Genomic DNA, 23,546 nt, shown 5'->3' on the forward strand with positions numbered 1-23,546 from the left:
GGCATGCTTGTGGCCGGAATCTAGCTTATAGCGGGCAGGTACGAGACAAGGTTAGCTTCTAATTGTAGGACCGGCTTTAGCCGGGATAGATAGAAGCTGTAAAATCGCAGCTAAAGCAGCTCCTACATAAAGACGAGATTAACGATCCCAATACCAATCGGTATAATTCCTGGTTCTAAACCCCTGTACTTGAATAAGAGCAAGCCTCACCGGCACACTGGATCCGTCTTATATGAGCAACAGATTCGTCACTACCTATCTAGTAGTGGCTAATCAGTGTCTGGGTGTCCCGTCATTCCGGTATGTTTCTTAGCTGGTATCTAACCTCCATGAAAGGAGGAAATGTCGAATCATTTATGGGCATAATCGACCAGCTTATAATTAGAAGGCTCAAGACAGGGCTAAGAAGGCTATAAGATAGAAAGGTTATAAACCCTCAAGCATTCCAGCTTCTTTGGATCTTCAAGCTGTACAAACGGTTTTATTAGCTACTCCACTGCGCCAAAGAAAGACAGCGGCCTTGCAAAATAATCCCCCGCTATTATCAGCAATCAACTCCATCCAGACGGCACCTTGAATGAACTGCCACTGCGAAGCTGTGAGCACAAACTCTTGCGTGTCTTTTACTTGAATTTGCCCCATGGACAATTTATGTCCCTTGTTATCGGTGATCCACAAACTAGCAACCTCCTCTAATTGAGACCAAGGTTGGGTAAGATGTAAGGTCATCATCCACGGAGCATCTCCCGCATCAGTCGCCCTATGAACAGCCACAGCCAAACTGGCTTGGGTATTATCAGCATTTAAAATTCCTACGTAACTGATTGGCACATATTCTGATTCAACGTTTTCCAAATCCTGCAACTGCACTCCAACCGACAGCATTAAGGAGAAAGCAAGCGCGCCAGTCCCAGCCCTCCAAAAGTTGATTTTTTGCCACCAACGAACTGTTTGCCAACCTAATCTTTCCTGAATCTTCCCCCAGAGTTCAAACTTAGGTTTATTCGGCAACAGATCCATATGTAACGCCTGAAACTCAGCCTCCACCTGAAGAAGTCGAGCTTCAAAGTCAGGGAGCTGTTGGAGTAAGTTTCTCATTCTTTTACGCGCTCGGTAACTCATCAAACCACTGACATAACTATTGATTAGCTGTTTTTGCAGTTCTGTATCGTAATACCTTAACGGGATACACATTTTTGCATAAACTCCATTCCGCGCCTTAACCAGGATTTAATAGTTCCTAATGGATGCTCTAAGATCCTCACTAACTCCCGCTGCTCATAACCATAGCAATAGCTCAATATAAACGCCTGACGTTGATCACTCTTCAGTTGAGACAAGCATGTATCAAGTTTCCTTTTACTATGCTGACTCAATAACGTCTCCCCTACCTCAAGCTCAAGCTCTATCTCTAATTCTGTAAGTTTTTGAGTACGACGTAGGGATAAACGACGAAGATGATCCAGAGCCAGATGACGTGCTATTGTGTAACTCCATGTATAAGCACCACTTTTATTAATATCATATCTAGATGCTTGATTCCAGATACGAACAAAAGTCTCCTGAAGGAGGTCTTCAGTTAACTGATAATCATGTATTAGCTGCATCAAAACAGGAAAAATACGCGGAGAAAGGCTAAAGTACAAACGCTGAAATGCCTCTTTATCCCCCATCGCCGTTCGTGCTAATAGGATCTCATCTGTCTCACTCAATGAAATATACTCAATGTTAATTGTTTTTAGAAGATCAATTAGATGAAGCCTATACCGCTTTCATCAGACCCATTAACTCTCAATAAACTTTCCATAGAAAGTTATTGGAACTTGTTGATTAATTGAGGCTAAGCCCATTACTTCAATCAACTTCTCAATACTTATATTTAAACCCAGTTGCTTAACATCGAACAAAATAGGTGAAATGCTGGAAACATAAATCGAGCCACCAAGGTCTTTAACTAATTGTAGATCAGCCTCTAAAGGGATCTCCTTACCGTGTGCTTTTAATACCAAAGCTAGCTTAATTCGTAAAGGCGCACCAACTGCCAAAGCAGTTAAATTTACTTTAGCTATCTTTCCGGAAATCTCAGCATCTTGAAATTTAGACACCTCAAAAACCCAGTCTCGTAGACGCTGATCCCGAATTGAAATTTGAGTATTAACACTCCCCAGCTTAACCTTTAGCTCCAACTCTCCATCATCTGAAACGGTACCGGATAAGGTTTGGAAGCTCGATATCTCGGTAATACTTTGCTTATTCATCAGCACCTTAGTCGATAAGAATTTCAGTTCTGCCGACGAAGGAGCTAATGACCACTGGGCCGAAGCGTTCATGGAGGTAAATGAGACGATAGACAATAGTAGGAGTGGAAGAATTGATTTCATAAATAGCTCTTTTAATTAATAACTACTACTTATACGCATGAGAGTTCTCAGTGGATGCAGAGATATAAAATATTTTATCTCGCCTATTATCGTTCAAGAAAAAAGCATTAAGACTGCTTATCCAACTCCGCTCATAATGGTAAGCTATTTATACCACTCGACTCTAAATGCGACCGCTTTGAATCAATCTCCTACCAACAACAAATTGCTGAACCTATCTAGTCTCCCCCAAGATAAACTAAATCGCAAAGAGATCAGAGCTAACATACGCGCTGCAAGACGTAGTTTGTCCCCGGATCAGCAGTCAAGCCTAGGTAAACAAGCTTGCACACTTATGCTCGCTAAACTTAAATTTCTTAGGGTCAAGCATCTGGCTATTTATCTCACAAATGACGGTGAACTGGATACTCGAGTCCTAATCGAAGCCTTGTGGAAGCTAGATATTCAGGTCTATCTACCACGGCTGCATCCATTCAGTAAAGGCAATCTAGTCTTTCTCGCTTACACACCCTCGACACCTCTGGTGCAGAACTCACTAAAAATCTGGGAGCCTAAACTGGATATCACTCAAATGATCTTACCGCATCGATTAGATGTGGTGGTGACGCCTCTGGTAGCCTTCGATTTAACGGGTAATCGTATGGGCATGGGCGGCGGTTTTTACGACCGGACCTTAGCTAACTGGACGACTCGAGGAAAGCCCTTTCCTATCGGTTTTGCTCATGATTGCCAGCAAGTCGAAAGCCTACCCTGTGAACACTGGGATGTGCCTCTGCCTATGCTGGTGACACCGACACGTGTATTGCTTTTTGATTCTTGATTCTTGAGCCTAGATACTAGTTCCTAGGAACTTCTTTTAACTCTTGTTGCAACTCCTGCAGCCAGTATGCGTTAGCCTCGAAGCCGTGTTGTTTCAAGATACGCTGAACACTACCGTCGAGTTTCATCTCATTTAATCCCTGATTGAAACGCACAATAAGGTCCTTGTGATCCCCTCGTGTTTTAGAGATGCCAAAGTGAAATAGCTCGATACTCAATGGATCTCCTATCACCTCAAATGCATGATCATACTCTTTCGGTCCTTCAGTCATCAGATACTCGGCGACCTCTTGGCTGATCAGCACCAGATCCGTTCGCCCAAGCAATAACTTCTTCAGGTTTTCACCATCAGAGCTACCCTCCTCCGTTTTTAAGCCCGCCTCCATAAAGGCCTGAGGATTAGCATAACCGCGGCCGACTCCTATGGTGAAGTCTGACAGGTCACTCAGTTGGGTATAGCTAATGTCGTGCTGTACTCGCTTATACAACACGACATTTACCGACAACATAGGCTCAGAATATTCAACCCAAGTGACTCTGGACTCCCTATACCAGATGCCGATAATACCATCAGCATAGCCCCCTTTAGTCAGTAGAACGGCGCGCGAAAATGGAAAAAAATCATGAGTAAAAGCCAAATTTGCCCGCTGGAGTGCCTCGCGGGTCAGATGGGAAACAACACCAAATTCAGGGGATAATTTCGAATAAAAAGGCGGATATTCATTGGAGACTATTTTCAATTTATCGGGCTTGGCTTCAAGCGGAATAGCAATGACGCAGGCCAAGAGAATAAGCACGCTCAAGAGGAAAGTGCTGGCTATGCAGAACATTTTTGCCATCTCACCCCTCCTTAAAGATGTTCTCAGGTAAAAGTATAGCTAACTATTTTTTAAAACTTATGCACTCACTTTTCTACATTGATGTACTAAGTCTGGCGAGTCTATGTTACCAACATAAACGAGTCGTGATTAGCTGGCAACAGGCCATTTACCCTTTGTTTATTTGAGGGTTCAGCTAAAAAGAGCTAGCTCACATAATAATGGCAAAGCCTAATGCAAGCAGCTAATTTGGCGGATTATTATGCTAACCTTGGCGGCTGCACTTTTTCAAAGACTCATAAGGATTATGATGAAACTACAAATCATCGCCGTATCTCTACTCGCTCTTACCCTTAGCGCTTGCTCAGAGCAAGAAATCCCAACACAAGATAAAGCTCAGCAAACTAAGGAAGCTTTACCACTAGGTGATACTAGCCGAACTTCATTGGACTGGAACGGTACCTATTCAGGTGTGACCCCCTGCGCCAGTTGCTCAGGTATAGACACGACTCTCACTCTGAAGCTGGATAATACCTATGTGTTAGAGACTCGCTATCTAGGCGACGAGAATGAAGCTAAAAAAGTATTTACCGAAGCTGGTTCATTCGAGTGGAACAGCGAAGGCAACAAGATTAGCCTGATGGGCGATGCCAGTAGAAAAGATGACCCCAAGCAATATCGGGTAGGTGAAAACCAGCTGTTCATGCTGGATATGCAAGGCAATCGCATCACAGGTTCATTAGCCGAACTCTATCGTTTAGCTAAGCAAGGCTCACATTCAGAACAGCAGCAAGATTAAGCTTTAGAGCCGAAATACTCAGCATAAAAAAATGGAGCCAAATGGCTCCATTTTTTTATGATTTAGACTCATTGCCTTATGTTACTTTTAAGCATGAATCTCGCTTAACCTTTAGTCTTTAATCTTTGCCTTCAGTCTTATCTTGCTAAAGTCACCATCTCTGGCTTTAAGCATGACGTAGTAGAAGTCTTCGCCTTCAGGCTGCTTGATGATCACTCGCTCACGGCCCAGATCTTTGGTATCGGCAAAGTCATACTCTTGAGTCGTTGGAATCGCCCCAAAACGTATATACATATCCGCTTCACCTTTACCGCGAGACATGATGAATTTAACCTTCTTCATATCACCGGGGACAAAAATCTTGAAGTAGAGTGCATCATCGCTGGCAAGTTGCTTAACGCGAACGCCTGACTGCAACTCAGTAACCTCGATAGGCTCTACCGGGTCAACAGGATCGGTTTCCACATTAAACTCGGCGAGCAAGTTCAAGCCATCGAAAGCATCCATACTATCGAGTGTCACATAATAGTAATCGCCGCCAACGACCTCAGTGACTAGCACTGACTCGTCATTACCCGCATTTTCTGATGCCTGATCATAATCACTGCTAGTCGCCCAAGCGCTGGCCTTAACATACAGGTTCGCATCACCAGTTCCTGCCGTAGAGCTGAACTGTATATTCTCGGTTCCTTCTGGTACCCAGATGTAGTAGTAAGCCGTACCGCCGGAAACGCCTATCTTAGCCACGCCATCGACTAGATTAGCGTTCGCCGGATCACAAGCTTCATCAGTACACTCCTCAGGAGGGCAAGAGTTGGTTTCTTCACAGGGCTCTACCGGGCAAGTATTGGTTTCTTCACATGGAACTGGCGGACAGGTATTTGTCTCCTCACAGGGTGGTGGCAGACACTCATCACCTTCACAGCCCGCTAACGGCTCATCATTACTGGTAACCGTCGACAACCAGGTATTCCACTCGGCATCATAATGAGTGCCAATCTGATTATCGATATAACCAAGCCAGCCATTGGCGTCACCACCACGGGCTAATACCAATAGTTGATCCACATCGTCTCTGTGGTTTTCAAACAAGAAGCGCACACCTAAGTAACCCCAACGATAAACACGCTCGCTACCGCTGTCATAAGTGTTGGACAAGATCTCACTGAGTGAGAAACTCTGACTACGGCCAATCTCGACGGCTTCATCGTAGCGATTCTGATGGGAGATATACTCGGCTAAACCTTCCGACCACCACACAGACTTACCCGTGTCGATATCGAAATAATTAAAGGCGCCATACTGGTTAAAGCGGCCATCCAGATAGTGAACATACTCATGGCGTAGATTCCATACCAGAATCTCATCTGTCCAGGTCGCTTCGTGGGCGATAAATCTCGCCTGATTATCCACATCCGATGGCGTACCTTCTAAGTACATACCACCGTTATCGGTACCTATGCCGAAGATGATGCCGGCATACTGGTTGTAGTCATCGTAGCTGTCGAAGATATTAACTTCTAAGTTAGTGTTGTTATCATCGGCAACTGGTTGATGAGCGGTAGCGAGCACTTGATGGAACAGGACTTCTTCGCCGCCCATGAGATCACATGAGGCTTGAAGCTCTTCGTTCGTTAACTGCTGCGCACGAATATCGATGGTGTCACTACATGAATAGTTTATCGAAAGAATGGTCGCCTCTAGCTCATCGGCCCAGCCACAAATCCCAAATTGATCACACTCACCCGGGTTATACCAATCTAAGTAACCTGCGGCGTCGGCCCACTCACTGGACATACGCTCGAAGTTATTCATGTATTCGACAACGCCTTCATTGAGACGAGTCTTTAGGGCATCGGAAAGTCCCCAATACTCCTGATACTCATAGAAGCGGCCAAACTCATGGAAGGCATCGGTCGACTCATAACTATAATCTGAGTTATAGATATATTCAGAAGTCGCGATCTTAAGTAAGCCGTTAATCAGAGCGGTATGATCTTCTGCAGCACCCGTATAAGTCGCATCCCAGCTGCCGTAATAAAGCGTAGTCAGTGCCTTTGTTAGTGCGTATCTATGGTCGGCATTGGCAAGATGCTCAGGGCTAAAAGCTTCAAGATAGTTAGTGATGGCCTCAGCGCCTTCGTAATAGCTGCCTGAGCTATCCCAGGCGATAAAGAACTCGGCGAGTGTATTGCCCTGAGACGATGAGGTATCGGCAAAGTTAGGGTTCTTGGTGTACTCAACTAATAAGTCACGAACCGCATGCCTGGCCGTATCATCGCCATAGGTCAGATCGTCATTGTAGTATTCGATATAAAAGGCGCCGCGAAGAAAGTAGAACAAGTTCAGCATCTCTGAGCCTGTAGTGCTGTCGTAGCTAGCCGCCATCGCCTTGGCAAGGTTTGCTACTTCGGCAACATTTGTCGCCTGATAAGCGGCCACTGCTGTCGCATCATTTTCGCGATAGAGATCTGAGATACAGTTAAAGTCGGTAGTACGAACAAAATCAAACAGGTCTTGGCCTGTTAAAGAGGCGAACTCAGCGTATTCAACACATGCCGCTGCAGCTGGACCTTGGTTGCCTTCGGGGCCGACCATACCGGTTGCACCTTGAATTGCACTCTTGCTCGTATTGCCTTGTTTAATCTGACTCAGGCTCATAGAAAGGAATGAGCCTGGTGTCTTTCCTGGCTGGCTTGCACTCGGCTTGTTAGCCGTTTTCGCACTAGCACTTAGAGCATGTGTACCTAAAACACCAGCGCTTAAATCACTGGCATTGAAGCTATTAGCACTTAAGCTAGTAGCTGCGACGGTCGAAGTGAGCCCTTCGACTGGCAAGTCTTGCTGCTGAGCGCTGGCATACGCTGGCGCTATTGCTAACGAGCAAGCCAATATAATGAGGTTCTTCTTGAACATGTGTCTCTCCAATTTGTGTTAGCCGACAGCAAACTGGCTAAACATCTGACATAAAATTTTATGTATTAACAAGTTAACTAATTTGTTTGTTGTAATTTAAGAGCCTTCATTCTGCTTGCCTAGTACCGGCTTGTACTAAAAGCAGCGCCGCTGAATAAGCCCTTGTTATAAACTTGTTACGATACAGTTATATTTTATACAATATGCAAGATCAAGTTAATTTTGCTCATATACAATTTATTTCAACAGGAAAACTGGTATAAAAGCCTGTTTTTACAGACTAAGAGACTAGTAGGAAAGTAGGAAAGTAGTAAATTAGAGGAAGGGAGAGCCTAGTTCCTAGGTGCTAGAACCTAGGAACTCGTATTTATACCTGCCAATCGATCGGCTTGGTGCCGAGTGATACTAGCAACGCATTGGTTTTGGAGAAATGTTGGCAGCCGAAAAAGCCACGGTATGCTGATAGTGGTGAAGGATGTGGGCCAGATAGAATATGGTGATGCAGTGATGTGATCACCTTGCCCTTCTTGATCGCATGGGCTCCCCAGAGAATGAATACGATGGGCGTATCTTGCTCGTTTAACAGCTTGAGCGCATTGGTGGTAAAAGTTTCCCAACCCGATTTGGCATGTGAGTGCGCCTTGCCCTGTTCGACGGTCAATACTGTGTTGAGCATCAATACTCCTTGTTCGGCCCAACTGGAGAGATGCCCATGATCGGGTGTTGTAAAACCAGCAATATCAGTCACCAGTTCCTTATACATGTTAACCAGAGAAGGCGGGGATTTCACCCCATGCTTAACTGAAAAACACAGGCCGTGGGCTTGGTTCGGTCCGTGGTAAGGGTCTTGCCCAATAATAACCACTCTCACCTTGTCTAAAGGTGTCTTCTCGAACGCGGTGAACACTTCTTCCTGAGAGGGAAATATGGCCTTAACAGTATTACGTTCACCCAGAACAAACTCTTGAAGTTCCTGGTAATACGCTAAACGCCTCTCGGCTTCAATAAAGGTGTTCCAATTGGAGTGTACAGTCATAGTTTCCTCATCACAGTAGTGCGTATGCTACTCAATAGCGCCCTTCCACTTTAAGGGTCAGTCTTAAGTTGCAATTCAAGATAGATAAAAGTGTTACAATAAGAATATCGAACAAGATACGGTTTATATTAAAAGATGCACCTCTTCCCCCACAAGATCCGTACCAGATCTCCCTCACTCAATAACAAAGCCGCAGGTTTTACCTTAATTGAGCTCGTGGTGGTGATCATCATACTCGGAATACTCGCTGTGGTCGCCCTGCCTAAGTTTCTCAATCTCTCTGTAGATGCCCATGTATCTACGGTAAAGGGAACTGGTGGCGCATTTAAATCGGGAATTAATCTGGCAAGAAGTGTATGGGCCGTACGGGTAGGCTCTGGCCCCGCCGATGACCTGCCCACCTTCGGCGACGCTGAGTCGGGAGAGATGGATTTTAACGATAATGGGTGGCCGGCGCAGCATTGGGGGACAGCAGACTCTGAGGGTGACTCACCTAAACTCGATAACACAGATGACTGTATCTCAGTTTGGGTGACTATTTTTGCAGGCGATCAACCCAGTATTTCAAATGACATCAGTAATGAAACTGATTATGTGGCGACCTATAATTTTGATAACTCATGCACCTATACGTATTCAGCCAATACCAATCTCAGCATTACCTATGACTCACTAGACGGCAGCGTAGTTATCGATTCGGATCCACAAAGCTAGAAGTCAAAGAAAGCTTCGAGCAAAAAAGAGCTGAGAAAATTGCGAGTCACTGCTCGTAGCTAAAAATAAACTCAGTCAAATAAATAAACAGGACTAGTAAACACAATGAAAAGAGTTGCAGGCTTTACTCTGATCGAACTTGTCGTGGTGATCATCATCCTGGCTATTTTGGCTGTCATTGCACTGCCGAAATTTATCAATATCAAGCAAGATGCTCAAGTCTCCACAGTTCGAGCCACTGGCGGCGCCTTTTCTGCGGGAATTAAACTGGCCAATCTTAAATGGGCTTCCAAGGGGCATTCTGGTCCCGTGGATAACTTACAAGTTTACGATAACGGGCAAGCTGGACAACTCGATATCAATCTCTGGGGCTGGCCCGCACAAAACTACCCACCATTCGAAGCTAGCCCGAGATTGAATAACACCAATGATTGCATGTCTGTCTGGCGCACCGTACTGCAAGATGCACCCAGTGTTTCGACCTCAAACGATGTAGCCGATTCGGATTATCGTGCCACCTATATTGCACCGGATCAATGTCAGCTCTTCTTCAATGAGTTACCGACTCTGTCTATCTATTACGACTCTCGTGATGGCACAGTCATTACAGATTCAGATCCAACAACTTAGGAAGGCTTAGGACTAAGAAAGAGCTGTAGGACCGGCTTTTTAACTAGGAGAGCTGGCACCAATAAAACATCGCAGCTAAAGCAGCTCCTACATAAAAGCATTTAGCTGATCCTGACCCAGATCTCATATAGATGATAAGAGAGCTTTATTAATGGCTAATTTACGTTAGTATTCGGCCACTAAAATTACGATTTTATGCTTATTAAATTCATATTAACTTCTTATTCGAGAGTGAGAGCACCATGTCAGAAGCAAAAAAAGAGACCACAATCTTTCAATTAGCCGATCAATTCATTGCCCTTGCCAACGAGATAAACACTGCAGAACAAGATGTAAGTAAGGTTGGTACCGCATTACGTTTCGCAGCGTCTCGCTTCAATGCGTTCGAAGCGGCATTAAAATCAGCCGATTTAGCAGCAGAAAAAGCCAATGCTATCGAGTGGTTCACTAAAGAATATAAAGAGATGCTCAACGATAACCTGGATGATCATATTAACAATCCTCCACTTTCTAAGGAGCAAGAGCCTAAAGCACAAGCGCCGGCTAAAGATGATGCTGTGCAGATATTTACTAAATAAGAAGTGCCTAGTTCCTAGAACCTAGGAACTAATCCCTTTCAAGTAGAAAAACCTAAATCGTCACTAGCACCCGCACGGCTAATAGGATTAGTACGACTCCCGATAGCTTATCTATCAGTGCCGCCTTCTCTCTGAGCTTGGGCAGCACTGACTTATGGGAAATCACCATGGCGATAATCGTATACCAGAGGCCGTCGATAATTAGCGGCGTAAATACGATCAATGACTTGCCCCACAGGCTATCGGCAGCCATAACGAATTGACTGAATAACGCCAGAAAGAAGAGTAAAATTTTGGGGTTAAACAAGGAGATAGCCAGGCCATCTCTGGCGGCCGTGAATGAATCGGTCGATTTCCCCGCCGCGAGTTTATCTGACATCCCCCCCTTGGAACGCAGTGCCTGAACACCCATCCAGGCAAGATATAATGCGCCTGTGATGGCAATACCGTTAAACACCATGGGCGCTTTCTTAAGCACAACCGCCAGACCTAACAGGGTCACCAAGGCATAAACACCTATGCCGATAGAGTGAGCCCAGGCGCAGATAATGCCCTTGCCTCTGCCGCCACCTAAGGTGTGCCTGACCACCATGGCCAGACTCGGGCCCGGCGACATGGCGCCTAAACAACAAATGGCCACTAAACTCAGCCAAGCAGTAAAACTCATATCACTTCCTATTACTTTATTATCTGTGCCCGCGGATACCGTTAATGGCTTCCACAAACACTACACTAATGAGCAGTAAACCAACTTACTGATACCAATTGCTATTAGATTACTCAGTGGCTGCAAAAATTCAATGACCAACACCTCTTTCTACGCTCTCCCTTGAAGAGAAGCAAGCATAAAAAATGGCTGCAAAGCAGCCATTTTATCAAACGTTTATTAATACCTATCGGTATAAGATCGAATATTAGAAGGTGTAGTTAACACGTCCATAGTAGAAGCCACCATTAAAACCATAAGGTGAAGTCACAGGATATGCAGCACCCGCCTCTCCGGCCCATGGATTATCGTCCGGGTAAGTATCTAAGATATTCTGTGCACCGAGTGCCAGGCTCCAATTTTCATTCACATCGTAACCAAGCTCAACATCGAAGGTCACAGCCGAGCTCACATCGATGGGCAGATCACCATTTGAATCTAAGTGATCTTCCCAATAAGCACCGTAATAGTTCATACGAACCAGAGAGCGGAATTCATCGGTCAAATCTTGATTCCAGGTCAAGGTACCCTTGTGATGCGGCAAGGCTTCCTCCAAAGATTTAACCTTAGACTCACCTATGTTCTCTGGATTGTAAGAATCGACCTTAGTCTCAGTCCAGTTATAGGCCAGTGAGAAACTCGACCCTTCGAACCACTCAGGCGTGTAGTTAGCAACCAGATCCACACCTTGAGTCGTGGTATCAAAATCATTGGTAAAGTAACGCACCGCCGAGAAGCTACCCGCATCTAAGATGCCTTGTTCAACCAGATCTTGCTTATCCTGATCTGTCAGTTCAATGGGTGAAGTCTGAGAAATACGGTCTTCCAAAGTAATGTGGTAGTAATCCACAGTTAAGAAGAAATCACCCGCCGTTAACACACCACCGACTGACAAATTCACCGAGGTTTCAGGCTCTAACGGCTTACCACCTTTCTGTACTGAAATAGGATTAGTCGGCGGCAGAGTCGCCTGATCTTGCAATCCGTTAGGACCAAAGGCTGTAGTCACGTTACGCACATTGTTCTGACCCACAGTCGGCGCACGAAAACCCGTACTCGCCGCGCCGCGAAGGGAGAAATACTCAGTCGCATTCCAGATGGCGCTCAACTTACCATTGGTCGTGCCTCCAAAATCATCATAATTCTCATAACGAATAGCCGCAGTCATCAAGAAATCATCGGTTAACTCTTTCTCAACATCGGCGTAGATACCGATATTACTACGAGTCCAAGATCCGGCATCTTCCGGTTTAAAACCCGGGAAACCGTTGGAGCCGATACCAAAGCCCTGAGCCGCCAGAGGACCAATTTCAAATGATGGCACATCGCCGTTATAGATCTCGAACGTCTCGCGGCGATACTCGGCGCCCCATGCGAAACTCCAGGTATCGACTTCGAAGTAAGTAAAGTCCAGGCTTGCGCCCGTTTCCTGTTGCACGTATTTACCCGGTGAGAAACTGGTCGGCGTATCCGGCCCCAATGAGGCATTGACTGTGTTCTTAATATAGAAATCAGCGGTATTTTCACCATAGGAGAAGGTCCCGTCATAGCCTATGCCATTTTTAAGCTCACCGCGCAGACCCGCCACCAGAGACGAGTCTTCTACGACACCGCCAAAATTAGGCGTGAAGCCACCGGGGAACATCTCCTGAAAAGACCAACACTGATCTTGGGTCATTGCCGCTTCATGAGTGGTACAGTTACCCGACATATCATCGGTAAGATCGCCGATTAATGGGTTGCCATCACCGTCAGCATACACACCTTCACGAGTTTCCGGATTACGAAAATAGAAACCGCCTTCGACATCACGGCGAGCCCAGTTACCGAACATATAGGCATGCTGATCGTCGTTGAGTTCTAACCCCATATTAAAGAAGAACTTAAAGTCTTCCTTAGTTTCTGGAGCCCCCCAAATTTGAGCCGGATTGGCGACAGCTGTGTTACCTGCGGCAATCAAGGCCGCGGCATCATCACGCTGTACGCTGCGGGAAGTCGCATCAGCCTCTTTATATTCGAAGCTTAGGTTAACGAAGCCATCATCGGTCAATGGCAGGCCTATATTACCGGCTATCATAGGTGTGGAACCGTCGCCTTCGTAATACTGACCATAACGGGCCTCAATTGAGCCCCCTTCAGACGCATCTTTTAGCTGAAAGTTGATCACACCTGCAATAGCATCCGAGCCATATTGCGCCGCAGCGCCATCTCTTAAGACTTCGATTTGTTTGAGTGCGATGGCTGGGATAACAGAGATATCAGGTCCCTGTGCACCATCTGATATGCCCGCCCCCTGGAATGCGATCACAGATGCACGGTGACGACGTTTGCCGTTAACCAGTACTAGTGTGTGATCCGGAGCTAGGCCGCGCATGTTGGCAGGACGAACTAAGGTCGAGGCATCGCTGATTGGCTGTACACCGACATTATAGGAAGGAACGACCTTACTCAGCAGGTCATTCATGTCGGTTGCGCCATTCTTGGTTAACTCATCACCATCTATGATATCGATAGGTACCGGAGACTCACCAACAGAACGCGGTGCAGCTCTTGAGCCAACGACAGCCATCCTTTCTACATTTTCTACTTTTACTAATATATCTTGATCCTCTGCTGCTAAAGCTTGTGTGCTGGCAAAGGACCCCGCTAGCGCTATCGAGATAGCTAAGCTCAGTGAGCTTATCCCGAATTTATTATTACTCATGGTCATTATTCTCATTTAATTATTATATTTTCACTGTGAGTCCTTACTTCATATCTCAATAGAAATATCACTCAAATATGAAGTGAAAAAGACATCCACAGTCAGAAACGATAATCATCCCCACTACTTTTCTATAACAAATGAGAAACAATTTCCATTGTTAATTTATTAAAATATAAAGTTGATTTTAATACTTATGCAAAAAAACCGTAGATTAAACGTTATTATCCGCACCTAACTGAATAAAAAATCTAACCTTAATTTTTGGTCTGAATTTAAAACAACAAAAATAGAAACAATTAATCAACAATCCACGCTTAATTCAACCTAGGGCTAGAGCCGAAAATTTTTCCAGATAAAGAATAATACCAATCGGTATAAACCTTCCACATAGCCATCATCATGCTAATTGTTCTATAATGAGACTGGCGATATATCGCGCATTTTAATTTTTATAATACAATGGTTTAAATATGACTAAATATGGCGATGAAATATCCAGTTCTACTCAGCTCAGTATCGATAGTCATGCGGATTTCTTACCGGAAAATAAACTCCTGCTCAATGCGGTGGGGAAGGCATCTACGGATTCGATCTTAAGGGTAATGCCGTGTTCATTAACCCTGCCGCCGAGAGAATGACCGGCTGGATGAATGTGGAATTATTGGGACGTAATATTCATGACTGCCATCACCATAGTCATGCCGATGGCAGTCACTACCCCCAAGAAGATTGCCCTATTTACAATACCTTACATGATGGTATTGCCCGAGAGACGAGTCAGGATGTGTTCTGGCGAAAAGACGGCAGCAGCTTTCCGGTTCACTACACCTCTACCCCTGTCTATAAAGATGGCGAGCTCGTCGGTGTGGTCGCGATATTTCGTGATATTAGTATTCAGAAGCAAACCGAAGACTCTTTGAGGCAAGCCTTAGAGCAAGTTCAGGCCCTATCGGAGAAACTCACCAATGAGAATCACTATCTGCTAGCCGAGCTGGCCGACAGAACCGGAGATGTGGGTATATCCGGAGAGAGCCAGATCATTCAACAAATGATCCGGCAGATAAAACTGGTCGCCAATACCAAGAGTACCGTACTTATCTGTGGTGAAAACGGCACGGGTAAGGAGCTGGTAGCACGCAACCTGCATAGACTCAGTGATCGCAGCGATAAGCCCATGGTGAGTGTTAATTGCGCCGCATTTTCAACGTCACTGCTTGAGAGTGAGCTGTTTGGTCATGAGAAGGGGGCTTTCACTGGTGCCACCAGCCGTCGCAAGGGCCGTTTCGAACTCGCGAATAATGGCACCCTGTTTCTCGATGAAGTCGCCGAATTGAGTCTGGAGGCTCAGTCTAAGTTACTCAGAGTCATACAAGAGCATGAATTTGAGCGGGTCGGCAGCAGTACAAGCATCAAGGTCGACATCAGGCTGGTCGCAGCCACACACCATGATCTACTCAAGCGTGTTGAGTCAGGCTTATTCAGGATGGATCTCTATTATCGTCTCAATGTCTTTCCCATCAAGGTCCCCCTCTTAGAGAGCGCCCGGACGACATTCCCCAGTTAATCAGCGATATTGTCACGGACTTGAATAGAAAACTCGGCAAAAAAATCAAAGGCGTCAGTAAACAAGGCCTCAAAAACCTGCTGGCCTACTCCTGGCCGGGTAATGTCAGGGAGTTACAGAACGTACTCGAGCGATTCAGTATTCTGAGCCATAGTCCCATACTTCAGATCCCCAAGATAAACACCCAAGAGCCCGAAAATCTTGTCAAATATGGCAAAACCTTAGATCAAGTCGAAGCCGAGCATATCAGACAGACACTGCAACAGCTTAACTGGCGCATCTCCGGCCCCAAAGGCGCAGCGGCCATACTGGGCTTGCCACCGAGTACCTTGAGATCCCGCATGAAAAAACTCATGATAATACGTGCGGTATAGAATTAACTCACTCAGCCCCCGAGTACACTAAGATCTTGTATGAAAAGAAACTAAACATAATACGTGCGGTATAGAACTAGCTCAAAAAATAAACCGCCATTTTGCACGATATATCACGATAACGTGATATATCGTGACCCACAAATTAACCTAAGAATTTAAACAACTAATTATCAACTAGTTAAACGCGTCTAATTCTGGCCTTACTCTTGCTATAGCTGAAGTACTTTATGTGAGAGTAAGTTGTCGGAACCAAACATGAAAAACAAGATCCATTCATCATCTATAAACCCTATATCTCTAAAGGCTGGGGCCGAAGTACAAATATCTCCTGCTGTGGATAACACCAGTCAAACTATTGCTATAAAACAGATCCCATCCATATCGAAACCAGTAAATAGTAAGATCCATATCAGGGAACAGAAAGGATATTTCCAACGACTGAGAACCAGCCTAAATAGCCTGCTTATCGCCGCATTCTTTCTGCTGCCCTTGATTCAATACCAAGGCCGACAAGCCGTCTTATTCGATCTCAATGAACAACAGTTTTATTTTTTCGGTACCACACTCTGGCCACAGGACTTTACCCTTCTGGCCTGGATATTTATCACGGCGGCATTTCTGTTGTTTTTTATCACCGCCTTTCTTGGGCGAGTCTGGTGTGGATACCTCTGCCCACAAACCGCCTGGACATTCATCTATGTCTGGATAGAGAACCGTATCGAGGGCGGTCACAATAAGCGCCGAGTGCTGGATAAAAGTCGATGGAATCGAGACAAGATAATCAAACGCACCAGCAAACATCTTCTTTGGGGGCTGATAGCCCTGCTGACAGGCTGTGGTTTTATCGCTTACTTTGTTCCGGCCACCAGCGTCTACCCACAAATATTCAGCTTCAGTGCCAGCCCTATGCTCGCTGCCTGGGTATGGTTTTTTGCTATCTGTACCTACATCAATGCCGCTTGGATGCGAGAGATGGTATGCCTGCACTTATGCCCCTATGCCAGATTTCAATCTGCCATGTTTGACGCCAATACGATCACAGTAGCTTATGACCCCAATCGTGGAGAGTCCCGTGGACCAAGAAAGCGCAAACAAGCCACCGAGCTGGGTGACTGTGTCGACTGTAACTTGTGTGTCGATGTGTGTCCCACAGGAATAGACATACGTAACGGCCTCCAATACGAATGCATCAACTGCGGCGCCTGTATCGATGCCTGTGATCAGACCATGGACAAATTTGGCTATGCACGCAATCTCATCGGCTATCGCAGCGAGAATCATCTGAGGGGCCAGAACAACAAGCCTCTGACTTCACTTAAGTTCTTAGGCTACGGTATCGCTGCCATGGTGATGCTCTCGGTGGTTTTTTTGGATATTTACCTGAAGAAAGATATTCAGCTCAACGTGATAAGAGACAGGCAGAGCCTCTACCGTGAGACTCTGGATGATAAAATTGAAAACAGTTACACCCTCAAGGTACGTAACAAGACCCAAAGTGAGAAACACTATCGTTTGTCTCTGTCAGGTGACAGGTCCTACAGTCTGCAGCGAAGCGTAGAGCTCAAGGTCAAGGCGGGTGAACAACTTACCTATCCTCTCACTGTGTATAGCCAGACTAGCCAAGTCATAGACCAGGGCACACCTGATGCGCGTCAGATGAGCTCTGGAATGACCAGAATAGTATTTCAACTCATAGATACCCAAGATCCCAGCAACCAGATATCTCAGGACTCTAATTTCTTCACCCCATAAAAACCAACCAAACCCCAACTTAAACACAACAAATCACCCGCTAGCCGAATTGGCTGGCGGGTATTATCCCGTCTAGATCCTACGTCAGCAAACCACACTAGAGCTACAACTCTAAATTTAACATACTGTTAGGCTAAGTTAGAAATGTGACCGGTTTCACGTTTTTTGTTGACCTGATGCCATTTTTAGCACTAATCTAAACGCCTGTTTGATTTTTGAAGCTGCCGGGGTTAGCCAATCATACCCACCAGCATTCGCTTAATTCATAAGGGCTCAACCTATGGCATACGATTCAGATTCAACACTCGACCTCACTCAATACCCATCACTCATAGAGCTGATAGAAACGGCGAGTGAGAAATATGCAGATAAAACGGCTTATGCCTGTTTAGGCCATCACGCAAGTTTCAGTGAAATTGAACGTGACTCTCGCTATTTTGCCGCCTACCTGCAGAGTATTTCGGGTCTTAAGCCCGGTGATCGTATTGCCATACAGCTGCCCAACATTATCCAATATGTTATCGCCGCTTACGGTGCCATTCGCGCTGGCATGGTGTTAGTAAACACTAACCCCTTGTATACCGAGCGCGAGCTGACCCATCAATATAATGATTCAGGCGCTAAGGTGTTAGTGGTGCTGTCGGATCTACTGCCAAGCCTGGTGAATGTGGTTGCCAACACAGGAATAGACACGGTAATTTCGACCCATGCGGCGGATCTACTGGCACCTCAGGCCCAACCGCAAGTCTCATATACGGCCCATAAATTCTTAGATGTTCTGGCCCAGGGCGAGAGCCTGCCATTCGAGCGATTCAGCACCAATTTAGACACCTTAGCCGCTCTGCAATACACAGGAGGCACTACAGGCCTGTCGAAGGGTGCCATGCTCAGCCACAGCAATCTCATCGCCAATGCCATGCAGATTAAGTCACGCTTAAGCGATAAACTCGTGGAAGGCGAAGAGATATTTGTCGCCCCGCTTCCCGTCTATCATATCTACGCCTTCATGATAAACCTGGTGCTCTATTTCGAGCGCGGCTGTTGTTCGGTATTGGTGCCTAACCCCAGAGATATCGCCTCTCTTATCAAGACACTCTCAGACTATAAATTTACCGGTTTCGCCGGGCTCAACACCCTGTTTGTCGGCCTATGTCATCAACCCGAATTTAAGGCGTTAGATTTTAGTCACCTCAAGGTCACCATCTCGGGTGGCACCGCCCTAACCCAAGCCGCTGCTGGCATGTGGAAAGAGACAACGAACTGCACCATATCCGAAGGTTACGGCCTATCTGAAACGTCTCCCGTTGTCTCACTCAATGCACCGGGCCTCGAACAACTGGGGACTATCGGTAAACCAGTCATAGGCACTAAGGTCAAGATTCTCGATAATGATGATAATGAAGTACCTCAGGGCGAGACTGGCGAACTGGCAGTGAAGGGCCCTCAGGTGATGAGTGGCTACTGGAACAAGCCAGAGGAAACCGCCCAGGTGATGACAGATGACGGTTACTTTAAGACTGGCGACATAGCCCTTGCCACCCCAGATGGTCTGCACAAGATAGTCGACCGTAAGAAAGATATGATTATCGTGTCAGGTTTCAACGTCTACCCGAACGAAGTGGAAGATGTACTGGCCAACCATGAAGCTGTGCTCGAATGTGCCGTCATAGGCGTAGCCGATGAGCGAGCCGGCGAAGCGGTAAAAGCCGTGATTGTACTGGCGGATCAACACAGTGACCCAGAAGCCGCAAAAGCCGCCATCATCTCCTACTGCAAAGAGCAATTAACCGCCTATAAGGTACCTAAACAGATAGTGTTTATGTCTGCCCTACCAAAGTCGACGGTAGGTAAGATTTTAAGAAGAGAGTTAAGGAAGTAAGCAGCATAGGTTCGAGTTCCTAGGTTCTAGAACCTAGGAACGAGGAACTCAAATCCCTTCTAGCCACTGCTTGATAACCGGCCTGACATCCGGGTTAACCACTATGCCCATATGACTCAACCCGGGTAATAGCTTCACCTCAGCTTTATCATTATCCGGCAATGTGCTCGAGATAAGCGCTTGGTATTTATCGGCGAACATGGTTTCGTCAGCACTCCCTGCCAACAAGAGTAGTGGCTGAGTGATCGCACCGAGATCTTTTGTATAATCCCGTGGTGAAAATGAGGCATTGAGCCGATAAGAATAAGCCAGTGTCTCTGTGCCGTTGCGAACGGCTGCGGGCATATTGAACTCGATGCTGGTGAGATAATCTAAACGATGAATGCCAATATTATTGAGCATACTCAAGCCTATGATCCTAGCGGTATAAGGCTTGGCCCAGCCACCGGCATTTGGCCTGGTCGTCGGGGCATTGTAGAAGATGAAAGGTGCCAGCAGCAGGTAGGCATCGGCCTGATTTCCGTACTCGCCTCCGGCGAAGCGTATGGCTAAGCCGCCGCCGGAAGAATGCCCCCCCATGATAATTGAACTCTTCTTAACATCTTTTAATTCAGCATCTTGTTTCAGCTGGCCAATCAGATCCGCCAGATCATCTTCGAACTGACCTATGTAATCGATATCCCCTCGCCTCACGGGACTCACGCCATGGCCCCGCAGATCCGGCGTCACCACCTGTGCCTGCCCCTGCTCGCTGATATATTTAGCCAGAGGGAAAAACTGCTGACTGTGCCAACCAGAGCCATGAAGCAGAATCAGCACCTTGTTGGAATCGCTGGGATAATAGCGATAATCCAGAGACGTACCATCACGGGCGGTATATGCCTCGAGTTCAGGCATGTCGCTATAGTCGAGCTTCATCTCGGAAAAATCGATACCTTGGTCCACAATATCCCCTTGCTCTATCGAGCCAGCTTTACTCATAACAGTCCCATTCACACCAGCCGTATCTTCGGCAGCATCGGGCCCACCAAAGTAGACAAGCCCGAAGGCTATACCCAAGTAGATGAGAATAGAGATACTCACCGAAATAAAAATCCGTTTTAATATTTTCGACATAATTTTTTATCTTTGAATTAACTGAAATTAAGAGTGACTGTATACAGATACATAATGTCGCCATAGCCTGACAAGTTCAATCACAAGTTTGGTTCGCTTCAAATGAAGCTTAATGACATTTTTTGGTTTAGCTTCTCCCCGTGGTCCTCTGTGTTCTCCGTGGTGAATAGCCTTTGTTATCCTCGAAGGTATGACAGTCCAATCTTTTCTTATGCCTGTGGCATAATGGCATTCAGTAGATAACTAGATAACTAGATAACAGAGTAGTGATAATGTACAACCAGCAAGAAAGCTACATGACTAAAGAAACATTAATTGAAACTGTCGAGAATCAGATCGTCGACGGTGAACCAAAAAAGGTAAAAGAAACCTTGATGCGTTTAGTCATGACAGGAACACCGCGTGAAGAAGCGATTCAATGGATAGCCTGCGCGCTGGCTGTCGAAATCTTCGATGTCATGAAACATGAAGCCTCTTTTAACGCAAAGCGTTATGACCAACATTTGGATGAATTACCTAATATGGACTGGTTAGACGATTAACAAAGTTAGCTAGCCTTCGAATGAAGGCTTATTACATTTTCAATTCGTATATTTGGTGTCAGGTAGGTTGTTGAAGGTCGTACCTTCTTGATAACCTACCGCTTCCCAGCGGGGTATGTGCAGATACTTCTGCGAGACGCCGCGAGTAGTCCCTGTAGGCTCTGCCAAAACATCCTTGTTTTGGAAGCTCGCAGCCTATATGGACCCATCCCGTTTGCAAGACATTTGATATCAATTTTGAGAAGAGTTCATTGCACCCATATATTCGGCCTATTTATGAGGTTAACCTCTGGCCCTGATGGATATGTGCCCTCTACTTTCCTGATCATCTACACGGCTTCTTTAGAGCCCTTGCGGCTGTTAGGTTTTAAGTAGAGCAGTCTGACTGTCTCATCATCAAATCAAGTGTCATAGCAACTTGCTGGTATGTTTTACGCTAACTCGTTTCGTCTTACTCTAGGACTAACTGCTACGCAAATGTCCTATATTCATCTTCCCTAGCGGCGATAGCCCAGGTTATTCTTGCAAGCTTGTTAGCCACTGCAACACAGGCCTTATTAAACCCCTTTCTTTCTGCCAAAGCGTATGCCCAGCGGCTCAACCTATCTTGTTTGCCCCCGCAGTCCTGCAAGACCGCTCTTGCTCCATGTATAAACAAAGTTCGTAAATAGGCATTGCCTCTTTTGCTTATCCCTAGCAGGTTATCTTTGCCGCCACTGCTATGTTGTCTTGGCACTAAGCCACACCAAGCTGAGAAGTGCCTGCCATTGGAGAAGTCTTTTCCTTCCCCTACCGCTGCGTAAAAAGCTGTCGAAGTGACAGGACCAATACCTGGAGATGTCTCTATACGCAAGCAAACAGGGTTTGTATTTCTCTCTTCTACTATCTGCGTATCACAGCTTTTTAGGCGTTTCTCGATGTCGGTAAACTCTTCATGCAACTGATTGAATATGTATCGTCCTTTCACTGTCAGTTCATTGTTCTCATCAGATAAAATGTCAGGAAAAGCTGTCCTAAAGGCCGCTGTGCTTTTTGCTATTACGATGCCGTATTCTGCCAGCATGCCTCTAACCTGGTTGACTAAGGCGGTAGACTGTTTGTTTAGACGTTCCCTCATTCGGTGAAGCATCTGTACATCCTGCTGCTCGACAGGCTTTGGCTGTACGAAGCGCATATTTGGTCTTTGAGCTGCCTCTGCTATTGTAAGCGCATCGTTATAATCATTTTTATTACCAGGCCTGTATGGAATGACGTATTGAGGGGCTATCAATTTGACTTCATGGCCTACCTTTTGAAACTCTCTAGCCCAGTAATTCGCTCCACCACAAGCCTCCATGACAACAAGGCTAGGTTCTACTTGTGCAAAAAAATGAATTAAATCTTTACGCTTAATCATCTTCTTTTTGACAAGTTTTCCTGCTTTATTCACGCCAACAAAATGGAAAACAGACTTTGCGATATCTAAACCAATTGTAGTAATCTTCATGGTGGACCCGTCCTCTTTCTGATGAGTTGTAGCAACTTCATCGTGGCCCATTGTGAGGCCGATTAAAAGGGGATGGGTCCATTCCATTATCTACACTGGGTTATTCAAAATAAGGTTATTTATTTAACCTTATCTGTACACAATTTTGAATAATGAGACCTACCTAATTCGCTACGCCCCCTTTGTTGCTTGCTGGAAGCGTTAGCTGTACAAGCTAAATTTCTTTGTCACCTCTCGAATTACTTCTGTTTCGCCAAACAGGCATATCCCTAAGTAATTCAGTTCTAATTCTGGCGTTTCCTTTGTCATGAACAGCTGCGCTATTGACCCCCCTTCAATCATGGTATGGGTAAAAACTGTGAATTTAATTCCTCGGGCAATAGATTCTTCTCTCACCTTTCTAATTTTATTTGAGTTGTCTGCTTTCAAAACGATAAATGGGAAATGAGACACGCTACTGTGTAGATTGCTGTCCTGATCTGTATAGTCAATATAAACCGCGTCATCAGACGTCAGCAAATTTGATAAGCCAACGCTAATGTGACCAAGTACATTGACTGTACGCCCGGCATCCATTTTTTTATTCAGAATAGCCACAAATCGTTTTTTCGTTTCATCTGGTAGATTATTCATTGATTGACCTTTATTAGCTAGAGCATGGCTCATGTGATTGTTTAATATACTATATATAGCTTTACACGAAATGAGCTTGCGTATATCGTTGAT

General features: G+C 45.6%; 19 protein-coding genes and 1 pseudogene. 9 read left to right on the plus strand and 11 right to left on the minus strand.

Going from position 1 to position 23,546, the window contains the following annotated elements:
• Nucleotides 1–462: 462 nt before the first annotated feature.
• The 3 genes from FM037_RS23190 to FM037_RS23200 form a co-directional block, all read right to left on the minus strand.
• Nucleotides 463–1,194, minus strand: a complete 732-nt coding sequence (locus FM037_RS23190; RefSeq protein WP_144047950.1) for a hypothetical protein — start codon at nucleotides 1,192–1,194, stop codon at nucleotides 463–465.
• Nucleotides 1,179–1,712 carry an RNA polymerase sigma factor gene (locus FM037_RS23195; protein WP_144047951.1) on the minus strand — a complete coding sequence of 178 codons (534 nt, stop codon included), beginning with the start codon at nucleotides 1,710–1,712 and terminating at the stop codon, nucleotides 1,179–1,181. The genes FM037_RS23190 and FM037_RS23195 overlap by 16 nt, the downstream gene beginning before the upstream one ends.
• Before the next feature lie 72 nt (nucleotides 1,713–1,784).
• Nucleotides 1,785–2,381 carry a YceI family protein gene (locus tag FM037_RS23200; protein ID WP_144047952.1) on the minus strand — a complete coding sequence of 199 codons (597 nt, stop codon included), beginning with the start codon at nucleotides 2,379–2,381 and terminating at the stop codon, nucleotides 1,785–1,787.
• A 178-nt stretch (nucleotides 2,382–2,559) separates the two neighbouring features.
• Between FM037_RS23200 and FM037_RS23205 the strand changes: the two genes are divergently transcribed.
• Complete coding sequence (locus tag FM037_RS23205) at nucleotides 2,560–3,201, plus strand: 5-formyltetrahydrofolate cyclo-ligase (RefSeq protein ID WP_407695612.1); 642 nt, start codon at nucleotides 2,560–2,562, stop codon at nucleotides 3,199–3,201.
• Nucleotides 3,202–3,217: 16 nt separating this feature from the next.
• Here the strand turns inward: FM037_RS23205 and FM037_RS23210 are convergent, their stop codons facing one another.
• Complete coding sequence (locus FM037_RS23210; RefSeq protein ID WP_144047954.1) at nucleotides 3,218–4,039, minus strand: substrate-binding periplasmic protein; 822 nt, start codon at nucleotides 4,037–4,039, stop codon at nucleotides 3,218–3,220.
• A 286-nt stretch (nucleotides 4,040–4,325) separates the two neighbouring features.
• On the opposite strand from FM037_RS23210, the gene FM037_RS23215 reads away from it, so the two are divergent.
• Nucleotides 4,326–4,817: a copper resistance protein NlpE gene (locus FM037_RS23215; RefSeq protein WP_144047955.1), complete on the plus strand. Its 492-nt coding sequence runs from the start codon at nucleotides 4,326–4,328 to the stop codon at nucleotides 4,815–4,817.
• Between the two features lie 111 nt (nucleotides 4,818–4,928).
• Here FM037_RS23215 and FM037_RS23220 read toward each other — a convergent pair whose 3' ends face one another.
• Nucleotides 4,929–7,733, minus strand: coding sequence for a M9 family metallopeptidase (locus FM037_RS23220; protein ID WP_144047956.1), 2,805 nt, complete (start codon nucleotides 7,731–7,733; stop codon nucleotides 4,929–4,931).
• Between the two features lie 367 nt (nucleotides 7,734–8,100).
• Nucleotides 8,101–8,769 carry a uracil-DNA glycosylase gene (gene ung / locus FM037_RS23225; RefSeq protein WP_144047957.1) on the minus strand — a complete coding sequence of 223 codons (669 nt, stop codon included), beginning with the start codon at nucleotides 8,767–8,769 and terminating at the stop codon, nucleotides 8,101–8,103.
• Nucleotides 8,770–8,904: 135 nt separating this feature from the next.
• Between ung and FM037_RS23230 the strand changes: the two genes are divergently transcribed.
• The 3 genes from FM037_RS23230 (at nucleotide 8,905) to FM037_RS23240 (ending at nucleotide 10,691) form a co-directional block, all read left to right on the plus strand.
• Nucleotides 8,905–9,483: a pilus assembly FimT family protein gene (locus FM037_RS23230; RefSeq protein WP_144047958.1), complete on the plus strand. Its 579-nt coding sequence runs from the start codon at nucleotides 8,905–8,907 to the stop codon at nucleotides 9,481–9,483.
• Nucleotides 9,484–9,588: 105 nt separating this feature from the next.
• A complete protein-coding gene (locus FM037_RS23235) occupies nucleotides 9,589–10,113 on the plus strand; it encodes a prepilin-type N-terminal cleavage/methylation domain-containing protein (protein WP_144047959.1) in 525 nt (174 codons plus the stop codon).
• 242 nt (nucleotides 10,114–10,355) lie between these two features.
• The gene (locus FM037_RS23240; RefSeq protein WP_144047960.1) at nucleotides 10,356–10,691 is read left to right on the plus strand and encodes a DUF3144 domain-containing protein; all 336 of its coding nucleotides are present in this window, start codon (nucleotides 10,356–10,358) and stop codon (nucleotides 10,689–10,691) included.
• A 52-nt stretch (nucleotides 10,692–10,743) separates the two neighbouring features.
• On the opposite strand, the gene FM037_RS23245 is transcribed toward FM037_RS23240, so the two are convergent.
• Nucleotides 10,744–11,358: a LysE family translocator gene (locus FM037_RS23245; protein ID WP_144047961.1), complete on the minus strand. Its 615-nt coding sequence runs from the start codon at nucleotides 11,356–11,358 to the stop codon at nucleotides 10,744–10,746.
• 247 nt (nucleotides 11,359–11,605) lie between these two features.
• Entirely contained in the window at nucleotides 11,606–14,107 is a 2,502-nt protein-coding gene (locus FM037_RS23250) for a TonB-dependent receptor plug domain-containing protein (protein WP_407695613.1), read from the minus strand.
• A 467-nt stretch (nucleotides 14,108–14,574) separates the two neighbouring features.
• On the opposite strand from FM037_RS23250, the pseudogene FM037_RS23255 reads away from it, so the two are divergent.
• From FM037_RS23255 to FM037_RS23265, 3 genes and pseudogenes are all read left to right on the plus strand, one after another.
• Nucleotides 14,575–16,042, plus strand: a pseudogene (locus FM037_RS23255) (sigma-54 interaction domain-containing protein).
• A 270-nt stretch (nucleotides 16,043–16,312) separates the two neighbouring features.
• Complete coding sequence (gene ccoG / locus FM037_RS23260) at nucleotides 16,313–17,797, plus strand: cytochrome c oxidase accessory protein CcoG (RefSeq protein WP_407695675.1); 1,485 nt, start codon at nucleotides 16,313–16,315, stop codon at nucleotides 17,795–17,797.
• A 280-nt stretch (nucleotides 17,798–18,077) separates the two neighbouring features.
• The gene (locus FM037_RS23265; RefSeq protein ID WP_144047964.1) at nucleotides 18,078–19,676 is read left to right on the plus strand and encodes an AMP-binding protein; all 1,599 of its coding nucleotides are present in this window, start codon (nucleotides 18,078–18,080) and stop codon (nucleotides 19,674–19,676) included.
• 48 nt (nucleotides 19,677–19,724) lie between these two features.
• Here FM037_RS23265 and FM037_RS23270 read toward each other — a convergent pair whose 3' ends face one another.
• Complete coding sequence (locus FM037_RS23270) at nucleotides 19,725–20,792, minus strand: alpha/beta hydrolase (RefSeq protein WP_227992755.1); 1,068 nt, start codon at nucleotides 20,790–20,792, stop codon at nucleotides 19,725–19,727.
• 296 nt (nucleotides 20,793–21,088) lie between these two features.
• Here FM037_RS23270 and FM037_RS23275 point away from each other — a divergent pair, with 296 nt between their 5' ends.
• Complete coding sequence (locus FM037_RS23275; RefSeq protein WP_227992757.1) at nucleotides 21,089–21,334, plus strand: hypothetical protein; 246 nt, start codon at nucleotides 21,089–21,091, stop codon at nucleotides 21,332–21,334.
• A gap of 469 nt (nucleotides 21,335–21,803) precedes the next feature.
• On the opposite strand, the gene FM037_RS23280 is transcribed toward FM037_RS23275, so the two are convergent.
• Both FM037_RS23280 and FM037_RS23285 read right to left on the minus strand, forming a co-directional pair.
• Nucleotides 21,804–22,820, minus strand: a complete 1,017-nt coding sequence (locus FM037_RS23280; RefSeq protein ID WP_144049100.1) for an IS110 family RNA-guided transposase — start codon at nucleotides 22,818–22,820, stop codon at nucleotides 21,804–21,806.
• 201 nt (nucleotides 22,821–23,021) lie between these two features.
• Entirely contained in the window at nucleotides 23,022–23,453 is a 432-nt protein-coding gene (locus tag FM037_RS23285; protein ID WP_144047966.1) for a DUF2000 domain-containing protein, read from the minus strand.
• Nucleotides 23,454–23,546: the final 93 nt, after the last annotated feature.

It is taken from the genome of Shewanella psychropiezotolerans (genome assembly GCF_007197555.1).
Taxonomy (GTDB): Bacteria; Pseudomonadota; Gammaproteobacteria; order Enterobacterales; family Shewanellaceae; genus Shewanella; species Shewanella psychropiezotolerans.